General features: G+C 72.6%; 11 protein-coding genes and 2 pseudogenes. 5 read left to right on the top strand and 8 right to left on the bottom strand.

From position 1 onward, the window contains the following. Positions 1-25 precede the first annotated feature (25 nt). Positions 26-882 (bottom strand): annotated as a pseudogene (locus OG332_RS14790) (sirohydrochlorin chelatase). Between the two features lie 282 nt (positions 883-1,164). Here OG332_RS14790 and OG332_RS14785 point away from each other — a divergent pair. From OG332_RS14785 to OG332_RS14775, 3 genes and pseudogenes are all read left to right on the top strand, one after another. Then, a complete protein-coding gene (locus OG332_RS14785) occupies positions 1,165-1,872 on the top strand; it encodes a SanA/YdcF family protein (protein WP_327419227.1) in 708 nt (235 codons plus the stop codon). 97 nt (positions 1,873-1,969) lie between these two features. Further along, a pseudogene (locus tag OG332_RS14780) lies at positions 1,970-2,050 on the top strand (3-alpha-hydroxysteroid dehydrogenase); the annotation flags it as partial. 122 nt (positions 2,051-2,172) lie between these two features. Continuing rightward, positions 2,173-4,257, top strand: a complete 2,085-nt coding sequence (locus OG332_RS14775; RefSeq protein ID WP_327413918.1) for a molybdopterin oxidoreductase family protein — start codon at positions 2,173-2,175, stop codon at positions 4,255-4,257. On the opposite strand, the gene OG332_RS14770 is transcribed toward OG332_RS14775, so the two are convergent. Genes OG332_RS14770 through OG332_RS14760 form a run of 3 tightly spaced genes read right to left on the bottom strand, consistent with a single transcriptional unit; the run spans position 4,258 to position 6,796 of the window. Then, positions 4,258-5,238 carry a nucleotidyl transferase AbiEii/AbiGii toxin family protein gene (locus OG332_RS14770; protein ID WP_327413917.1) on the bottom strand — a complete coding sequence of 327 codons (981 nt, stop codon included), beginning with the start codon at positions 5,236-5,238 and terminating at the stop codon, positions 4,258-4,260. After that, positions 5,235-6,218, bottom strand: coding sequence for a nucleotidyl transferase AbiEii/AbiGii toxin family protein (locus OG332_RS14765; RefSeq protein ID WP_327413916.1), 984 nt, complete (start codon positions 6,216-6,218; stop codon positions 5,235-5,237). The genes OG332_RS14770 and OG332_RS14765 overlap by 4 nt, the downstream gene beginning before the upstream one ends. After that, positions 6,215-6,796 (bottom strand): hypothetical protein, encoded by a 582-nt coding sequence (locus OG332_RS14760; protein ID WP_327413915.1) that lies wholly within the window; start codon positions 6,794-6,796, stop codon positions 6,215-6,217. The genes OG332_RS14765 and OG332_RS14760 overlap by 4 nt, the downstream gene beginning before the upstream one ends. A 188-nt stretch (positions 6,797-6,984) precedes the next feature. On the opposite strand from OG332_RS14760, the gene OG332_RS14755 reads away from it, so the two are divergent. Continuing rightward, a complete protein-coding gene (locus OG332_RS14755; RefSeq protein ID WP_442816352.1) occupies positions 6,985-8,022 on the top strand; it encodes an RNA polymerase sigma factor in 1,038 nt (345 codons plus the stop codon). Positions 8,023-8,091: 69 nt separating this feature from the next. On the opposite strand, the gene OG332_RS14750 is transcribed toward OG332_RS14755, so the two are convergent. Continuing rightward, the gene (locus OG332_RS14750) at positions 8,092-10,014 is read right to left on the bottom strand and encodes an ABC transporter ATP-binding protein (protein WP_327413914.1); all 1,923 of its coding nucleotides are present in this window, start codon (positions 10,012-10,014) and stop codon (positions 8,092-8,094) included. Continuing rightward, complete coding sequence (locus OG332_RS14745) at positions 10,011-11,744, bottom strand: ABC transporter ATP-binding protein (protein WP_327413913.1); 1,734 nt, start codon at positions 11,742-11,744, stop codon at positions 10,011-10,013. Before OG332_RS14745 ends, OG332_RS14750 begins: the two co-directional genes overlap by 4 nt. Before the next feature lie 234 nt (positions 11,745-11,978). Here OG332_RS14745 and OG332_RS14740 point away from each other — a divergent pair, with 234 nt between their 5' ends. Further along, complete coding sequence (locus tag OG332_RS14740) at positions 11,979-13,142, top strand: IS701 family transposase (RefSeq protein ID WP_327419062.1); 1,164 nt, start codon at positions 11,979-11,981, stop codon at positions 13,140-13,142. 142 nt (positions 13,143-13,284) lie between these two features. Here OG332_RS14740 and OG332_RS14735 read toward each other — a convergent pair whose 3' ends face one another. Together OG332_RS14735 and OG332_RS14730 are read right to left on the bottom strand one after the other, a co-directional pair. Further along, complete coding sequence (locus tag OG332_RS14735) at positions 13,285-14,736, bottom strand: FGGY family carbohydrate kinase (protein ID WP_327413912.1); 1,452 nt, start codon at positions 14,734-14,736, stop codon at positions 13,285-13,287. Between the two features lie 98 nt (positions 14,737-14,834). After that, complete coding sequence (locus tag OG332_RS14730; RefSeq protein WP_327413911.1) at positions 14,835-15,134, bottom strand: YtxH domain-containing protein; 300 nt, start codon at positions 15,132-15,134, stop codon at positions 14,835-14,837. Positions 15,135-15,151 lie beyond the last annotated feature (17 nt).

Below are 15,151 nucleotides of genomic sequence, written 5' to 3'. Positions count from 1 at the left end.
AACCGGAATGACTGACAAACCGGGATCAGGCGGAGACGAGTTCCGGCCGCACCGGCAGGGCGGGCGGGGCAGGCCGGGCGCAGGCCTCGTCGTAGCGGTGCAGCAACAGGCGGGCCAGGGCCGGGTGGTCGCCCAGCGGGGCGGCGGCGAGCGCGGGCGCCGCGGCGGCGGTCTGCGCGGCGAACCGGCCGGGAGCGGCGAAGTACGAGGCCACGGCCGTCCGGTGGTGGCCGCGGGCGGCCAGGGCCCGGACCGCCTCGGGGACGCTCGGGGCGGCGGCGGAGGCGTAGGCCGGGACCACCGGGACGCCGCCGAGGCGTTCGCGGAGCATGGCGGCGGTGCGACGGGTGTCGGCCGCGGAGTCGGGGTCGCGGGAGCCGGCGGCGGCGAGCACGACGGCGGTGCCGGCGGTCCAGCCGGCCTCCACGAGCCGTTCGTACAGGGCCTCGACGAGCAGTGGATGCGGGCCCATCGGGGCGGCGATGCGGGTGCGCAGGTGCGCGGCCCCGGCGGCGGCCGCGGGCAGGTCGCGCTTGACGTGGTAGCCCCGGCCGAGCAGCAGCGGCACGAGCACCGCCGCCCCGTGCAGCTCCCCGAGGACGGAGTCGAGCAGCGGCTCGTTCAGTTCGATGTGGCCGAGCCGGACGTCGAGCCGGGGACGGAGCTCGCGGACCCGTTCGAGGAGGGCGAGGGCGGTGTGCAGGGCGCGCGGGTCGCGGCTGCCGTGGGCCACGGCGACGAGGGTGGGCTGCATGGGCGGACTCCGGGTCGGCGCAGGCCGCTGAGCTGGGTGCCCAGCTGGACGGTGATTCGGCCGAGGAGCTCGGCCGTACTGTCGAAGGGGAGGGCGGGGGATTCGGGAGGGTGCACCGGCTCCGTCATGAACCGATCCTGCGCGCCGGACATTGCCGGTGCGTTGCGCGGGGGTGACGGGTGTTTGCCGGGTGCTCACAGGCCCGTCCGCGCGGCTGTCGGGCGGCCGCGCCGGCCCTCGGCGGGGAGCCGGGCGCGTCTTCGCCGGGCCGCGCCGGCCGTCGTCCGGGGTCCGGCCGCGCCGTCGCCGACGGGCCGCAGCCGCCTTCGCCGGGCGGTCCGGGCGAACCAAGCGGCCCCCCTCGGCGTCCTGACCAGGGGACCAGCAGTCGAGACACCAGGGGATGGATGATGCGCGGACCGCGCCTGCCGAGAGTCACGTGGAGCCGGACGGCGGCCGCGCTGCGCACCGTACGGACCCGGAGGCTGGCGGTGCAGGCCGTCATGGCGGGCTGCGTGCTGGCGCTGCTGCCCTCGGCGTGGATGCACGCGGTGGCCGCCGACCGGCTGCACACCACGGCCGACGCGCCGGCGTCCGAGGTCGCCGTGGTGTTCGGGGCGGGCCTGCTGGGGACCCGGCCCACTCCCTACCTGGCCGACCGGCTCGACGCCGCCGCCGAGCTGTACCGCACCGGGAAGGCCAAGGTCGTGCTGGTCACCGGGGACAACAGCCGCACCGAGTACGACGAGCCGAACGCGATGCGGAAGTACCTCACGGGGCAGGGGGTGCCGGACACGCAGATCGTCAGCGACTACGCCGGCTTCGACACCTGGGACTCCTGCGTGCGGGCCAAGGAGATCTTCGGGGTCGAGCGGGCCGTGCTGGTCACCCAGGGCTTCCACATCCGCCGGGCCGTCGCGCTCTGCCAGGCGGCGGGCCTGGACTCGTACGGCGTCGGAGTGGCCGACGTGCACGACGCCACCTGGTACTACGGCGAGACCCGCGAGGTGTTCGCGGCCGGCAAGGCGGCGCTGGACGCGGCCTTCAAGCCCGCCCCGCGGTTCCTGGGACCGAAGGAGCAGGGGGTGTCGCGGGCCCTGGCCGCCCTGGCAGACTGACGCGCGCACCGGCTATTTCGAATAGTCATATGCGGGAGCCGGTCCGGTCCGTCCGTACGAGCACCAGGGGTGTGGAACCGTGGCTGTTGTGGATCTGGCCTACATGACGGGCGCCGAGCTCGCCGTCGACGGCGGCTGGACGGCGGGCCTGACCGTGAAGTACCTCACCGGCCAGTGAGCCTGCGCGACCGCGCCCCCGGCCGGGCCTCACCGCGGCCGGACCGGGCCGCTGAGGCAGAGCACCCCGACTCGTAACGCGGGGTGGCGGCCGGTGTAACACCGCCGACTCACGCTGGCGTCATGCACACGCCGGACGCCGCCACCGCCGCCACCGCCACGCACTGCCCGTACTGCGCGCTGCAGTGCGGGATGAACCTGCGCCCCGAGCCGGGCGGCGCGGGCGTGACGGTGGAGGAACGTGCCGACTTCCCCGTCAACCGGGGCGCACTGTGCGGCAAGGGCCGCACCGCCCCCGCCCTGCTCTCCTCCCGGGTGCGCCTGACCCAGCCGCTCGTCCGCACCCACGCCGGGCAGCTGGAGCCGGCCACCTGGGAGGAGGCCCTCGACGCCGTCGCCGAGGGCCTCGCCCGCACGGGCCGCACGTACGGCCCGGACGCGGTCGGGGTCTTCGGCGGCGGCGGGCTCACCAACGAGAAGGCGTACGCGCTCGGCAAGTTCGCCCGCGTCGCCCTGCGCACCTCGCAGATCGACTACAACGGCCGGTTCTGCATGTCCTCGGCCGCCGCCGCGCACCAGCGGGCCTTCGGGCTCGACCGCGGGCTGCCCTTCCCGCTGGAGGACATCCCGCGCACCGGCTGCGTGATCCTCGTCGGCTCGAACCTGGCCGAGACCATGCCGCCCGCCCTGCGCTGCCTCACCGAGCTCAAGGCCAACGGCGGGACCCTGATCGTCATCGACCCGCGCCGCACCCGCACCGCCGACCAAGCCGACCTGCACCTGGCCCCGCGCCCGGGAACCGACCTCGCGCTCGCCCTGGGCCTGCTGCACCTGGTGGTCGCCGAAGGCCGTACCGACGAGGAGTTCATCGCCGGGCGCACCACCGGCTGGGAGGAGGCCCGGGCGGCCGCCATGGCCCACTGGCCGGAACTGGTCGAACGCATCACCGGCGTACCCGTCCCCAAGCTCCGCGCGGCGGCCGAGATGTTCTGCGCCCCGGAATCCGCCATGGTCCTCACCGCCCGCGGCCCGGAGCAGCAGTCCAAGGGCACCGACACCGTCGGCGCCTGGATCAACCTCTGCCTGGCCACCGGCCGGGCCGGCCGCCCGCTCTCCGGCTACGGCTGCCTCACCGGGCAGGGCAACGGCCAGGGCGGCCGCGAACACGGCCAGAAGGCCGACCAGCTCCCCGGCTACCGCAAGCTGACCGACCCCGCGGCCCGCGCGCACGTGGCGGAGGTCTGGGGCGTCGACCCCGACGACCTCCCCGGCCCCGGCCGCAGCGCCTACGAACTCCTCGACGCCCTCGGCACGGACGTCCGGGCCCTGCTCCTGATGGGCTCCAACCCGGTGGTCTCGGCCCCCCGCGCCGCCCACATCGAGGACCGCATCCGCTCCCTGGACTTCCTCGCGGTCGCCGACGTCGTCCTCTCCGAGACGGCGGCCCTCGCCGACGTGGTCCTCCCGGTCACCCAGTGGGCCGAGGAGACCGGCACCACCACCAACCTCGAAGGCCGCGTCCTGCTCCGCCGCCGCGCCCTGACCCCGCCCGCGGGCGTCCGCAGCGACCTGGACGTGCTCCACGGACTCGCCGCCCGCATGGGCATCGAGAAGGGCTTCCCGACCTCCCCGGAGGAGGTCTTCGAGGAACTGCGCCGGGCCTCCGCCGGCGGCCCGGCGGACTACTCGGGCATCACCTACGCCCGCATCGAGGCCGAACAGGGCGTCTTCTGGCCCTGCCCCGAGGGCTCCGCGGGGACCGAGCGCCTCTTCCTGGAACGCTTCGCCACCGAGGACGGCCGGGCCCGCTTCGTCCCCGTCTCCCACCGCGACGCCGACGAGGTCCCCGACGCGGACTACCCGGTGCTGCTCACCACGGGACGCGTGGTCGCCCAGTACCAGTCCGGCGCCCAGACCCGCCGGGTGGAGGAGCTCAACGCGGCCGCCCCCGGCCCCTTCGTGGAACTCCACCCGCGCCTCGCCGCCCGCATCGGCGCGGTCGACGGCAGCCCGCTGGCCGTGACCTCCCGCCGCGGCCGCGCGGTGGCCCCGGCCCGGATCACCGACACCATCCGCGCGGACACGGTCTTCATGCCCTTCCACTGGCCGGGCGAGGGCCGCGCCAACACCCTGACCAACCCGGCCCTCGACCCGGTCTCCCGGATGCCGGAGTTCAAGGTGTGCGCGGTCCGCGTGGAGCCGGCCTGATCAGGGGGCGTCCGCGAAGGTCGGGCGCAGGGCCTCGACCAGGCGCGCGATGAACGCCTCCTCACCGGGCCCGGCCAGGTGCGGGTACTCCGCCTCGAAGTGCTCCCACTCGGCGCCGACGTAGCCGCTCGGGGCCAGGTCGGCGATGTGCACCAGGCCGAGCTCCGCGTTCGGGTAGGGCCACTCCCCGGCCGCCCGGAACACCTCCTGCACCAGGGCGTTCGGCAGGTGGCAGTGTTCCGCCAGCAGCACCGCGTCGTACAGGTCCTTGCCCTGCGGGTGCCGGTCGCTGACCAGCCACAGCACCTTCCAGGCCAGCGACAGGGCCGGCGTCGCCGCCAGGACCACCGCCCCACAGGCGAGTTCGACCGGCTCCGGCGGCTCCGCGAGCCTCTCGTTGAAGACGAAGTCCAGCTGGACCTGCCCGTCCGGCAGACCGGGCACCGACCAGGGCAGGACCATGCGCCGCCCCGGCACCCGGTCGTAGGTCCAGATGTCCTCGGACACCGCCCCCGAGGCCTTGATCCCGGCCCGCCCGTCGGCCGCCGCGGCGATGCCGTCCAGCATCGCCCTGGTCCGCCCGTCCTCCATCACCCAAGTGTGCGGCGCCACCACGAAGTCCAGGTCTCCCGGCTCCCGCGCCGCCTCCCCGAACCGGTCCGCCAGCAGCACGCTCCCGCGCAGCACCAGCGCCTCTGCCCACTCGGACTCCGAGACCGCCAGCAGTACGGCGTCCATCGCGGCCCTCCGCGCCCGCGCCCAGGCGACCGTCTTCGCCGGGTCGTCGAAGACCGGGTCACCGGCCCGGTAGGCCTGGAAGTTGTGCCGCAGCGACGGATCGAAGACGGACCGCTGCCGTACGTCGTCCCCGGCCACCGGGCGCAGCGTCAGCGGCAGGTGCCGCGCGGCCCGGGTCGTGTCGTCCAGCGGCTCCTGCGGCAGGTGCGTGCTCCGCATCCCGAACTCCCGCCACGAGCTCATCGGGCCCCCTCCTCGAACGTCGGCGCCAGCAGCTCCAGCAGGCGCCGGGCGTAGCGGTCCCCCGAGGTGTCGATCCCCGGGTACTCCTGCTCGAACGTGCTCCAGTCGGTCCCACGGAAGCACTCGAAGACCTCCAGGGCGGGCGGCTCGTGCACACCGCCGCTCTCCCATTCCCCGGACTGCCGGAACACCTCCTCCAGCAGCGGGTACGGCAGGACGCGGTCCTCGGCCAGCAGCACCGCGTCGTACAGGTCCTTGCCCTGCGGGTACATGTCGCCGGCCAGCCACATCAGCTTCCAGGCCAGGGAGAGTTCCCGGCCGGCGCCCAGCAGCGGGACCCCCGCCACCTCCACCGGCTCGGGCGGCGCCGGCAGCGGCTCGTTGAAGACGAAGTCCAACTGGACCTGCCCGCCCGGCAGTCCCGGCGCGGACCAGGGCAGCACCAGCCGACGGCCCGGGACGCGCTCGTACGTCCAGATGTACTCGCGGACCGCGTCCGCGGCCGGCATGTCCAGGCCCCCGGCCAGTTCCTCCGCAGCCGCCGCGACGGCGTCGAGCATCCGGCCGGTCCGCTCCTCCTCGATCCGCCAGTCCGCCGGGACCACCACGAAGTCCAGGTCGTGCGGCTCCCGTGCGGCCGGGCCGAACCAGTGCCTCATCAGCATGCTGCCGCGCAGCACGAGCGAGTCGGCCCAGCCCGAGGCGCCCACGGCCCGGAGGGCGACCTCCATCGCGGTGCGCCGGGCCCGCAACCAGGCCTCGCGCACCGGGGCGTCCGGGATCACCGGGTCCAGCGGGCGGTAGGCCTCGGCGAAGTGCTTCAGCGCCGGGTCGAAGGCTTCCCGGGCAGGGGCGTGCGCGCCCGGCCCCGTGGCCATCGTGCGCGGCTTCCCGCCCGTGCGCCGCAGCCGCTCGGCCGCCGGTTCCGCCGGGTCGTCCGGCCCGCCCGGGATCGACGGACTCCACTGCGTGCCGCTCATGCCGCAGCCCCTTCCACGATCCACCCGTCGTCCACCGACAGGTCGCTGTCGTACAGCACGAACTCCCGCTCCTCGGAGCGGATCTCGTGCCCGGCCGAGCCGAGCGCCGCGACCAGGGCGTCGCACGCGGCCGTCGCCCCGGCCGCCGTTCCCCGCCACCGCTGGGTCACGAACCGCTCGTGGCCGCTGCCCGGCAGGGCGCGGCCGGCGTTCCACGACAGGTGGGCGCCGTGCGGGGTGACCAGGGACTCCAGGGCCGCGCGGTCGAAGTCCGCCGGGAGCCGCAGCTTGAGGTGGTGCTCGAAGTAGCCGCCGCCCGGGCCCGGCGCGTCCGTGGTCCACGGGACCGTCTCCACCTTGACGCGCACCGGGTCGAAGCCGTCCGCCCGCAGCTGCGGAACCAGGCTCTCGTGGCTCGTGCGGTCCCGCAGCGTCAGCATCGGCTGGGACACCATCCGGCCCCGCGCCAGCACGATGTGCGTGACCTTCAGCTCCCGCGCCCGGGCCCAGGCGTCGAGGCGGTCCAGGGCCGCCCCGTCCGCGCAGCGCACCGTCACGTGGGTTTCGTACTCAGACATGAGGCCGATCATCTCGGACATGCGTCCGATCCGCATCGGGGTTCTCGCCGGGGGGTAACCATCCGGTCACGCACCGGACTCAGAAAGTGCTCGCACGCCCCTCGTGGCCGCGATGTGTCGTACCCCACACTGAGGGCGGTGCCCCCGTCCTCGGAGCCCTGGAGGTCGCCCCCGTGCAGACCCGGACCCTGACCGTGAACGTGAGCGAGTCCTCGGAGGCCAAGGCCGTGGACGAAGAGCCCGAGGTACCGGAGCCGATCGATCCGGTGCCCACGCCGCGCAGGCGGAGCAACAGCGACGGCGGGGGCGGAGCGGGGCCCTCCGCCGATTTGTTCCGGCAGTACCTCCGCGAGATAGGCAGGATCCCCCTGCTGACCGCCGCCGAGGAGGTGGACCTCGCGCGGCGCGTCGAAGCCGGGCTGTTCGCCGAGGAGAAGCTCGGCAACACCCCCGACCTCGACTCCCGGCTCGCCCTGGACCTCGACAAGCTCGTCGTCATGGGGCGGATGGCCAAACGCCGGCTCATCGAGTCGAACCTGCGGCTCGTCGTCTCCGTCGCGAAGCGCTACGTGGGCCGCGGGCTCACCATGCTCGACCTCGTGCAGGAGGGGAACCTCGGGCTCATCAGGGCCGTTGAGAAATTCGACTACGCCCGCGGGTACAAGTTCTCCACCTACGCCACCTGGTGGATCCGGCAGGCGATGTCCCGGGCCCTCGCCGACCAGGCCCGGACCATCCGCGTGCCCGTCCACGTCGTCGAGCTGATCAACCGCGTCGTGCGCGTCCAGCGCCGCATGCTCCAGGAGCGCGGGTACGAGCCCACCGCCGAAGAGGTCGCCGTCCACCTGGAGCTGACCCCCGAGCGGGTCATGGAAGTGCTCCGCCTCGCCCAGGAACCGGTCTCGCTGCACGCGCCGGTCGGTGAGGAGGACGACGTCGCCCTCGGTGACCTCATCGAGGACGGGGACGCCGCCTCCCCCGTGGAATCGGCCGCGTTCTTCCTGCTGCGCGAGCACCTGGAAGCCGTCCTGTCGACCCTCGGCGAACGCGAACGCAAGGTCGTCCAGCTCCGGTACGGGCTCGCCGACGGGCGGCCGCGGACCCTGGAGGAGATCGGCCGGATCTTCGGCGTGACCCGCGAACGGATCCGCCAGATCGAGTCCAAGACCCTCAACAAGCTCCGCGACCACGCCTTCGCCGATCAGCTCAGGGGCTACCTGGACTGAGTGCGGCAGGGGGCGCCCCGGAAGGCGCCCCCGACCGGCCCGGGCCGTCGGCCCCGACGTCCGCCCGCGCTACTCGACCTCGACGACCGCCTGGGCGAACTGCGCCGCGTACAGCCGCGCGTACGCACCGTCCGACGCCAGCAGCTCCTCGTGCGTGCCCTGCTCCACGATCGAGCCGCTCTCCATCACCAGGATCACGTCCGCGTCGCGGATCGTGGACAGCCGGTGCGCGATCACGAAGGACGTACGGCCGTGCGCGAGCCGCGCCATCGCCTTCTGGATCAGCACCTCGGTACGGGTGTCCACCGAGCTCGTCGCCTCGTCGAGCACCAGGATCACCGGGTCCGACAGGAACGCCCGGGCGATGGTGATCAGCTGCTTCTCGCCCGCGCTGACGCCCGCGCCCTCGTCGTCCAGGACGGTGTCGTAGCCGTCCGGCAGGGTGCGGATGAAACGGTCCGCGTGCGCGGCCCGCGCCGCCCCCTCGACCTCGGCGCGCGTGACCTCCCGCGAGGCACCGTAGGCGATGTTCTCCGCGATGGTGCCGCCGAACAGCCAGGTGTCCTGGAGCACCATGCCGATGCCGGCGCGCAGTTCCTCGCGCGTCATCTTCGCGATGTCCACCCCGTCGAGGGCGATCTCCCCGCCCGTGACCTCGTAGAACCGCATCAGCAGGTTCACGAGCGTCGTCTTGCCGGCGCCCGTCGGGCCGACGATCGCGACGGTGTGACCCGGCTCGACCGACAGCGAGAGGTTCTCGATCAGCGGCTTGTCCGGCTCGTAGCGGAAGGCCACCTTGTCGAAGGTGACCTGGCCGCGGAGCTCCTCCGGACGCTCCGGAACCTCGGCGTCCGCGTCCTGCTCCGACGCGTCCAGCAGCTCGTAGACCCGCTCCGCCGAGGCGACACCGGACTGCACGAGGTTCGCCATCGAGGCGACCTGCGTCAGCGGCATGGAGAACTGCCGCGAGTACTGGATGAAGGCCTGCACGTCACCGATCGACAGGGTGCCCGAGGCGACCCGGAGCCCGCCGACGACGGCTATCAGCACGTAGTTGATGTTCGAGATGAAGAACATCACCGGCTGCATGATGCCGCTGACCAGCTGCGCCTTGAAGGAGGCCCGGTAGAGGGCCTCGTTCTGCTCGGTGAAGACGGCCGCGGACTCCTTCTGCCGGCCGAAGACCTTGACCAGGCTGTGCCCCGAGTACATCTCCTCGACGTGGGCGCCCAGCGCACCGGTCGTCTTCCACTGCGCCACGAACTGCGGCTGCGACTTCTTGCCGATCTTCGCCGCGACGAAGACCGAGAGCGGCACGGTCAGCAGTGCGACCAGCGCCAGCAGCGGCGAGATCCAGAACATCATGGCGAGCACGCCGACGATCGTCAGCAGCGAGTTCAGCAGCTGACCCATCGTCTGCTGGAGCGTCTGGCCGATGTTGTCGATGTCGTTGGTGGCCCGGCTCAGCACCTCGCCGCGCTTCTGCTGGTCGAAGTACGACAGCGGCAGTCGCGACAGCTTCGCCTGGAGCTCCTCGCGCATCCGGTAGACGGTGCCGTTCATGACGTGGTTCGACAGCCGGGTCGCGACCAGCATCAGCAGGCCGGCCAGGGTGAAGACCACCAGCGCCCAGATCGCCACGACCCCGACGGCGCCGAAGTCGATGCCCTGCCCGGGAGTGAAGTCGGTGCCGGAGAGCATGTCCGCCATGCCGTCCTGGCCCCTGGCGCGCAGCCCGTCCAGGGCCTGCTGCTTCGTGGTGCCGGCCGGCATCTCCCGGCCCACGATCCCGGCGAAGACCAGGTCGGTGGCCTCGCCGAGGATCTTCGGGCCGACCACCGCGCAGCCGACGCTGCCGACCACGGCCGCGACCATGCCCCAGATCTTGGCGCGGTCGTGCGCGATCTGGCCCAGCAGCCGCTTGCCCGAGCCCTTGAAGTCCATGGACCGCGCGGCCGGTCCCGTCATCATCCGTCCTCCGGGCCCGCTCATGCGGCCTCCGCCTCCGTCAGCTGGGAGAGCACGATCTCCCGGTAGGTCTCGTTGCCGGCCATCAGCTCGTGGTGGCGTCCCTCGCCCACCACCTGGCCCTCGTCCAGGACGATGATCCGGTCGGCGTCGCGGATCGTGGAGACCCGCTGGGCGACGATGACCACGGTCGCGTCCTCGGTCTCGCGGGAGAGCGCCGCGCGCAGCGCCGCGTCCGTCGCGTAGTCCAGGGCCGAGAAGGAGTCGTCGAAGAGGTAGATCTCCGGGCGCTGCACCAGGGTGCGGGCGATGGCCAGGCGCTGGCGCTGGCCGCCGGAGACATTGGTTCCGCCCTGGGTGACGGGGGCCTCCAGGCCACCCTCCAGCGCGGACACGAACTCCTTGGCCTGCGCCACTTCCAGCGCCTGCCACAGCTCTTCGTCACTCGCGTCCGGGCGCCCGTAGCGCAGGTTGGAGGCGATGGTTCCGGAGAACAGGTACGGCTTCTGCGGAACCATGCCGACCGTCTGGGCCAGCAGCTCCGGGTCGAGCCGGCGTACGTCCTCCCCGTCGACCAGCACCTCGCCGCCGGTCGCGTCGAACAGCCGCGGGACCAGGCCCAGCAGCGTGGACTTGCCGCTTCCGGTGGAGCCGATCACCGCCGTGGTCTCGCCGGGGCGGGCCACCAGGTCCACCCCGCGCAGCACCGGGGCCTCGGCGCCCGGGTAGCGGAAGTCCGCGCCGCGCAGCTCCAGGCGCCCGCGGCGGGCGAGTTCGCGCACCGGGTCGGCGGGCGGCACCACGCTGGACTCGGTGTCCAGGACCTCCTGGATGCGCTCGGCGCAGACCTCGGCGCGCGGCACCATCATGAACATGAAGGTGGCCATCATCACGGCCATGATGATCTGCATCAGGTAGGCGAGGAAGGCCGTCAGCTGGCCGATCTCCATGCCGCCGCTGTCCACGCGCATCGCACCGAACCAGATGACGGCGACGCTGGAGATGTTCACGACCACGATGACCGTGGGGAACATGTACGCCAGGAGCTTGCCGGAGGCCAGCGAGACGCCGGTCAGGTCGGCGTTGGCCTCGCGGAAACGGTCCTTCTCGTAGTCGTCGCGGACGAAGGCCCGGATCACCCGGTTGCCGGTGATCTGCTCCCGCAGCACCCGGTTCACCGTGTCCAGGCGGTCCTGCATCTGGCGGAACAGCGGCCGCGTCTTGAAGACGATGGCACCGACCGAGATCCCGAGCACCGGGACCACGGCGAGCAGGACGCCCGACAGCCGCACGTCCAGAGAGAGCGCCATGGCGATGCCGCCTACGCACATGATCGGGGCCGAGACCATCAGGGTGAACGTCATCAGCACCAGCATCTGGACCTGCTGGACGTCGTTCGTCGTACGGGTGATCAGGGACGGGGCACCGAACTGGCCGAGCTCCCGGGCGGAGAAGCTCTGCACGCGGTCGAAGACGGCCGCGCGGACGTCCCGGCCGAAGGCCGCCGCCGTACGGGCGCCGTAGTAGACGGCTCCGACGTTGCAGACGAGCTGGACGAGGGAGACGCCGAGCATCAGGGCGCCGAAGCGGAGGATGTAGCCGGTGTCGCCGTTGACGACACCCTTGTCGATGATGTCGGCGTTCAGTGTGGGCAGGTAAAGGCTGGCGCTGGTCTGCAGCAGCTGCAGCAGGACCAGCACCGCGATCGGTTTCCGGTACGCACCCAGATGGGTGCGCAGAAGTCGTATGAGCACGCGCAGGCTCCGGTCGGCATGATCGAGGGGGTTCACCCCATCTTGGGCCAACCGGCCCATCGATCCCCACCGGATTTCGCAAAGGCCGGTCAAAAGGAGGAGGCCCCCGGGCGCGGCCCTAGGCCCCCGGGCCGAGCCCCCCGCGCCCCCTAGTACTGCAACCGCATGTGGCGTGACGGTCGGTGAGGTTGCTCGTTGTTGTGACTGTGTGATGAATCGCTGACGGTTGAGCAGATCGAGTCGTGGTCCGAGGGTGTAGCGGGGTTGCATGCCCGGTTCGGGCATCGTTTTGGCAGGTCGGAGCCACGTGATCGGGCTCTGGACTACATGACGGGCCTGCTTGCGCCGCTAGAGAAGAAGAACGGGTGGACGCTGGCCGAGCAGGTCGGCCAGCTCCGCCCGGACGGTGTGCAACGCCTGCTCAACCACTCCGAATGGGACGAGAACGCGGTCCGCGACGATGTCCGGGACTTCGTCGTGGAGACCATCGGCGCCAAGGATGGCGTGCTCATCGGGGACGACACCGGGTTCCTGAAGAAGGGCACCAGGTCAGCAGGGGTCCAGCGGCAGTATTCCGGCACCGCTGGCCGCACCGAGAACTGCCAGATCGGCACCTTCCTCGCCTACGCATCCGCCAAAGGGCGGGCGCTGATCGACCGGGAACTCTACGTCCCGAAGTCCTGGACGGACGACCGCGACCGCTGCCGGGCAGCCGGGATCGACGACACCGTGCCGTTCGCCACGAAGATCGAGCACCTCAAGTGGATGCTGCAACGCGCCATCGACGCGGCTGTTCCCTTCGCCTGGGTGACCGCGGACGAGGCATACGGGCAGGTCAAGCACTTCCGCGCCTGGCTGGAAGAACGCCAGGCCGCGTATGTGCTGGCCACCAAGGTCAACGACACCGTGATCACCGCCGACGGCCGGGACGCCCGCGTCGACGAGCTGATCGCGGCCCTGCCGAAGCAGGCATGGAAGCGGATCTCCGCCGGAGCAGGCGCCCACGGCCAGCGGATCTACCACTGGGCCCGCGTCGCGATCCGGCCCGCCTGGGAGGGCGGATTCGGGCACTGGGTGCTCGCCCGCCGCAACCTGTCCGACCCCACCGACATCGCCTACTACGTCTGCTATGGCCCCGTCACTTCCCGGCTGAAAGACCTGGTCAGGACCGCCGGAGCCAGGTGGGCGGTGGAGGAATGCTTCCAGACCGCGAAGGGTGAATGCGGGCTCGATCACTACCAGGTGCGGCTCTACCGGGCCTGGTACCGGCACATCACCCTGGCCATGGCCGTCCTGGCCTACCTCACGGCCATCCGTGCCGCAGAAGCCGCAAAAGGGGCAGCGGAGATGACGAGCAAGACCTCATACCCCTCAGCGTCCCGGAGATCCGCCGGATGATCGGGCACGTCGTCGTCACGCCCCGCTGCCACAGCAACGAGCACCGTCTGCACTGGTCACGCTTCCGGCGCCGCAGCCAGGCCCGAGCCCGCCGCTGCCATTACCAACGCCGAGGCCACGACCCACACATGCGGTTGCAGTACTAGAAGGCCCCGGGGTGGATCTGCTCCCGCGTCGCGATGTACTGCTGGCGCACCCCCTGCCACGCCGGGAACTCCGCGCCCGGTTCGAAGACCTGCGACGCCGAGGGCGCCGGCCAGACCGGCGGGGTGTGCGGGGAGAGCGTGCCCTGCGCCACCCCGAGCGCCCAGGCGGCCTGCCGCGCCGCGCCCAGCGCCGCGTAGTCCGCCGGCGCCGGTACGACGACCTGCGTCCCGAACAGCCCCGGAGCCGCGGCCTGTACGGCGGGCAGCTCGGCCGCCGCGCCCAGCAGGAACACCCGGCGGATCTCGACCCCGCGCGAGCGCAGCACGTCCAGCGCGTCCACCAGCCCGCACAGCATGCCCTCGAAGGCGGCCCGGGCCAGGTGCTCCGGCTTCATCGAGTCCCGGCGCAGCCCGGACAGGGTCCCGGCGGCGTGCGGAAGGTTCGGCGTCCGCTCACCCTCCAGGTACGGCAGGAGTACGAGGCCGTGCGCGCCCGGCGTCGACTTCAGCGCGAGCTCGGACAGCCCCTCCAGATCGGTGCCGAGCAGCTCGGCGGTGCCGCGCAGGGCCCGTACGGCGTTGGAGGTGTTCACGACCGGCAGGTGCATGCCGGTGGCGTCGGCCAGGGAGGTGATCAGCCCGCCCGGCTCCGACAGCGCCTCGTGGTGCACCGCCATCACCGAACCGGAGGCGCCGAGCGAGACCACCGCGTCGCCGGGGCCCAGACCCAGCCCGAGCGCGGCGGCCATCGTCTCGCCGGTGCCGGCGGATATGAGCAGCCCCTCGGGCGTGGTCCCGGCGGCGTCGGCCGGGCCGAGCACCTCGGGCAGCAGCGCCCGGTGCCCGAGCGCCAGCTCCACCAGGTCGGGGCGCCAGGATCCGGAGGCCGCCGACCAGTACCCGGTACCCGAGGCGCCGCCCCGGTCGGTGGTCCGCCGGGCCGGCCGGCCCAGCAGCTGCCAGACCAGCCAGTCGTGCGGGGACATCAGCACCGCCACCCGGCGGGCCGCCTCGGGCTCGTTGCGGGCCAGCCAGGCGAGCTTCGCGACCGGCTGGGCGGCGTGCGGGACCGAGCCCACCGCCTCGGCCCAGGCGTGCCGGCCGCCGAGGGCCTCGGTGAGGTCGGCGGCGGCGACCTGAGGGCGCTTGTCGTTGCCGACGAGGGCGGGGCGGACCAGGCCGCCCTGCGGGTCCAGCGGCAGCAGGCCGTGCTGCTGTGCGGAGACCCCTATGGCCTGGACCCCTTCGAGGAGCCCGCCGCCGGCGGCCTCGCCGAGGGAGAGCAGCCAGGCCTGCGGATCGGTCTCGTAGGGGTTCGCGCCGTCGGGTTCGCCCGTGGGCTGCGGATGGGGGGCGTACCCCTGGCGCAGCACGGCGCCGGTCTCGGTGTCACAGACGACTATGCGTGTGAAGGCGGAAGAGCTGTCCAGCCCGGCGACTATCCCCATGTGGAGGATTCTGCCGCACGCGGGGCCCGTCTCGACCGTTCCGGAGCCCCCGGAACCTCACAGGTCCCGGGAACCCCACGCCGTGGACTTCGGACGCCTCAGGTGTTGCTCGTGCCCCAGTCGTCCTCGCCGGTCCCGGACCGGTCGCGCAGTCCGCGTACCCGCCCGGCCAGCGAGGCGGGCACGGCGTCGCCGACCTTCTCGCTCACCACGGCGAAGGCCTTGCCGGCGTACTCGCGCCCGGTGTGGCCCGCGGTCTCGGCGGCGTTGCGCACCGCGGGGTTCTGCGCGACTTCGCGCGCCGACTTCTTCATCTGCTCGTAGCGCTCGCGCCCGGCCCGGGTTCCGAGCACGTACCCGAGGGCCAGTCCGACCACGAACGTGACCTTGTACCGCATGCCTGCCACCCTTCGTC

This window comes from Streptomyces sp. NBC_01233 (assembly GCF_035989305.1).
Taxonomy (GTDB): Bacteria; Actinomycetota; Actinomycetes; order Streptomycetales; family Streptomycetaceae; genus Streptomyces.
The sequence above is the reverse complement of the archived record's forward strand: the minus strand, read 5'-3'. Positions and strand labels throughout refer to the sequence as shown.

Coding starts and splice junctions, on each gene's coding strand:
- OG332_RS14750 (WP_327413914.1), bottom strand. CDS start 10,014: ATGAGCGGGCCCGGAGGACGGATGATGACGGGACCGGCCGCGCGGTCC.
- OG332_RS14775 (WP_327413918.1), top strand. CDS start 2,173: ATGCACACGCCGGACGCCGCCACCGCCGCCACCGCCACGCACTGCCCG.
- OG332_RS14785 (WP_327419227.1), top strand. CDS start 1,165: ATGCGCGGACCGCGCCTGCCGAGAGTCACGTGGAGCCGGACGGCGGCC.
- OG332_RS14735 (WP_327413912.1), bottom strand. CDS start 14,736: ATGGGGATAGTCGCCGGGCTGGACAGCTCTTCCGCCTTCACACGCATA.
- OG332_RS14765 (WP_327413916.1), bottom strand. CDS start 6,218: ATGAGCGGCACGCAGTGGAGTCCGTCGATCCCGGGCGGGCCGGACGAC.
- OG332_RS14760 (WP_327413915.1), bottom strand. CDS start 6,796: ATGTCTGAGTACGAAACCCACGTGACGGTGCGCTGCGCGGACGGGGCG.
- OG332_RS14730 (WP_327413911.1), bottom strand. CDS start 15,134: ATGCGGTACAAGGTCACGTTCGTGGTCGGACTGGCCCTCGGGTACGTG.
- OG332_RS14770 (WP_327413917.1), bottom strand. CDS start 5,238: ATGAGCTCGTGGCGGGAGTTCGGGATGCGGAGCACGCACCTGCCGCAG.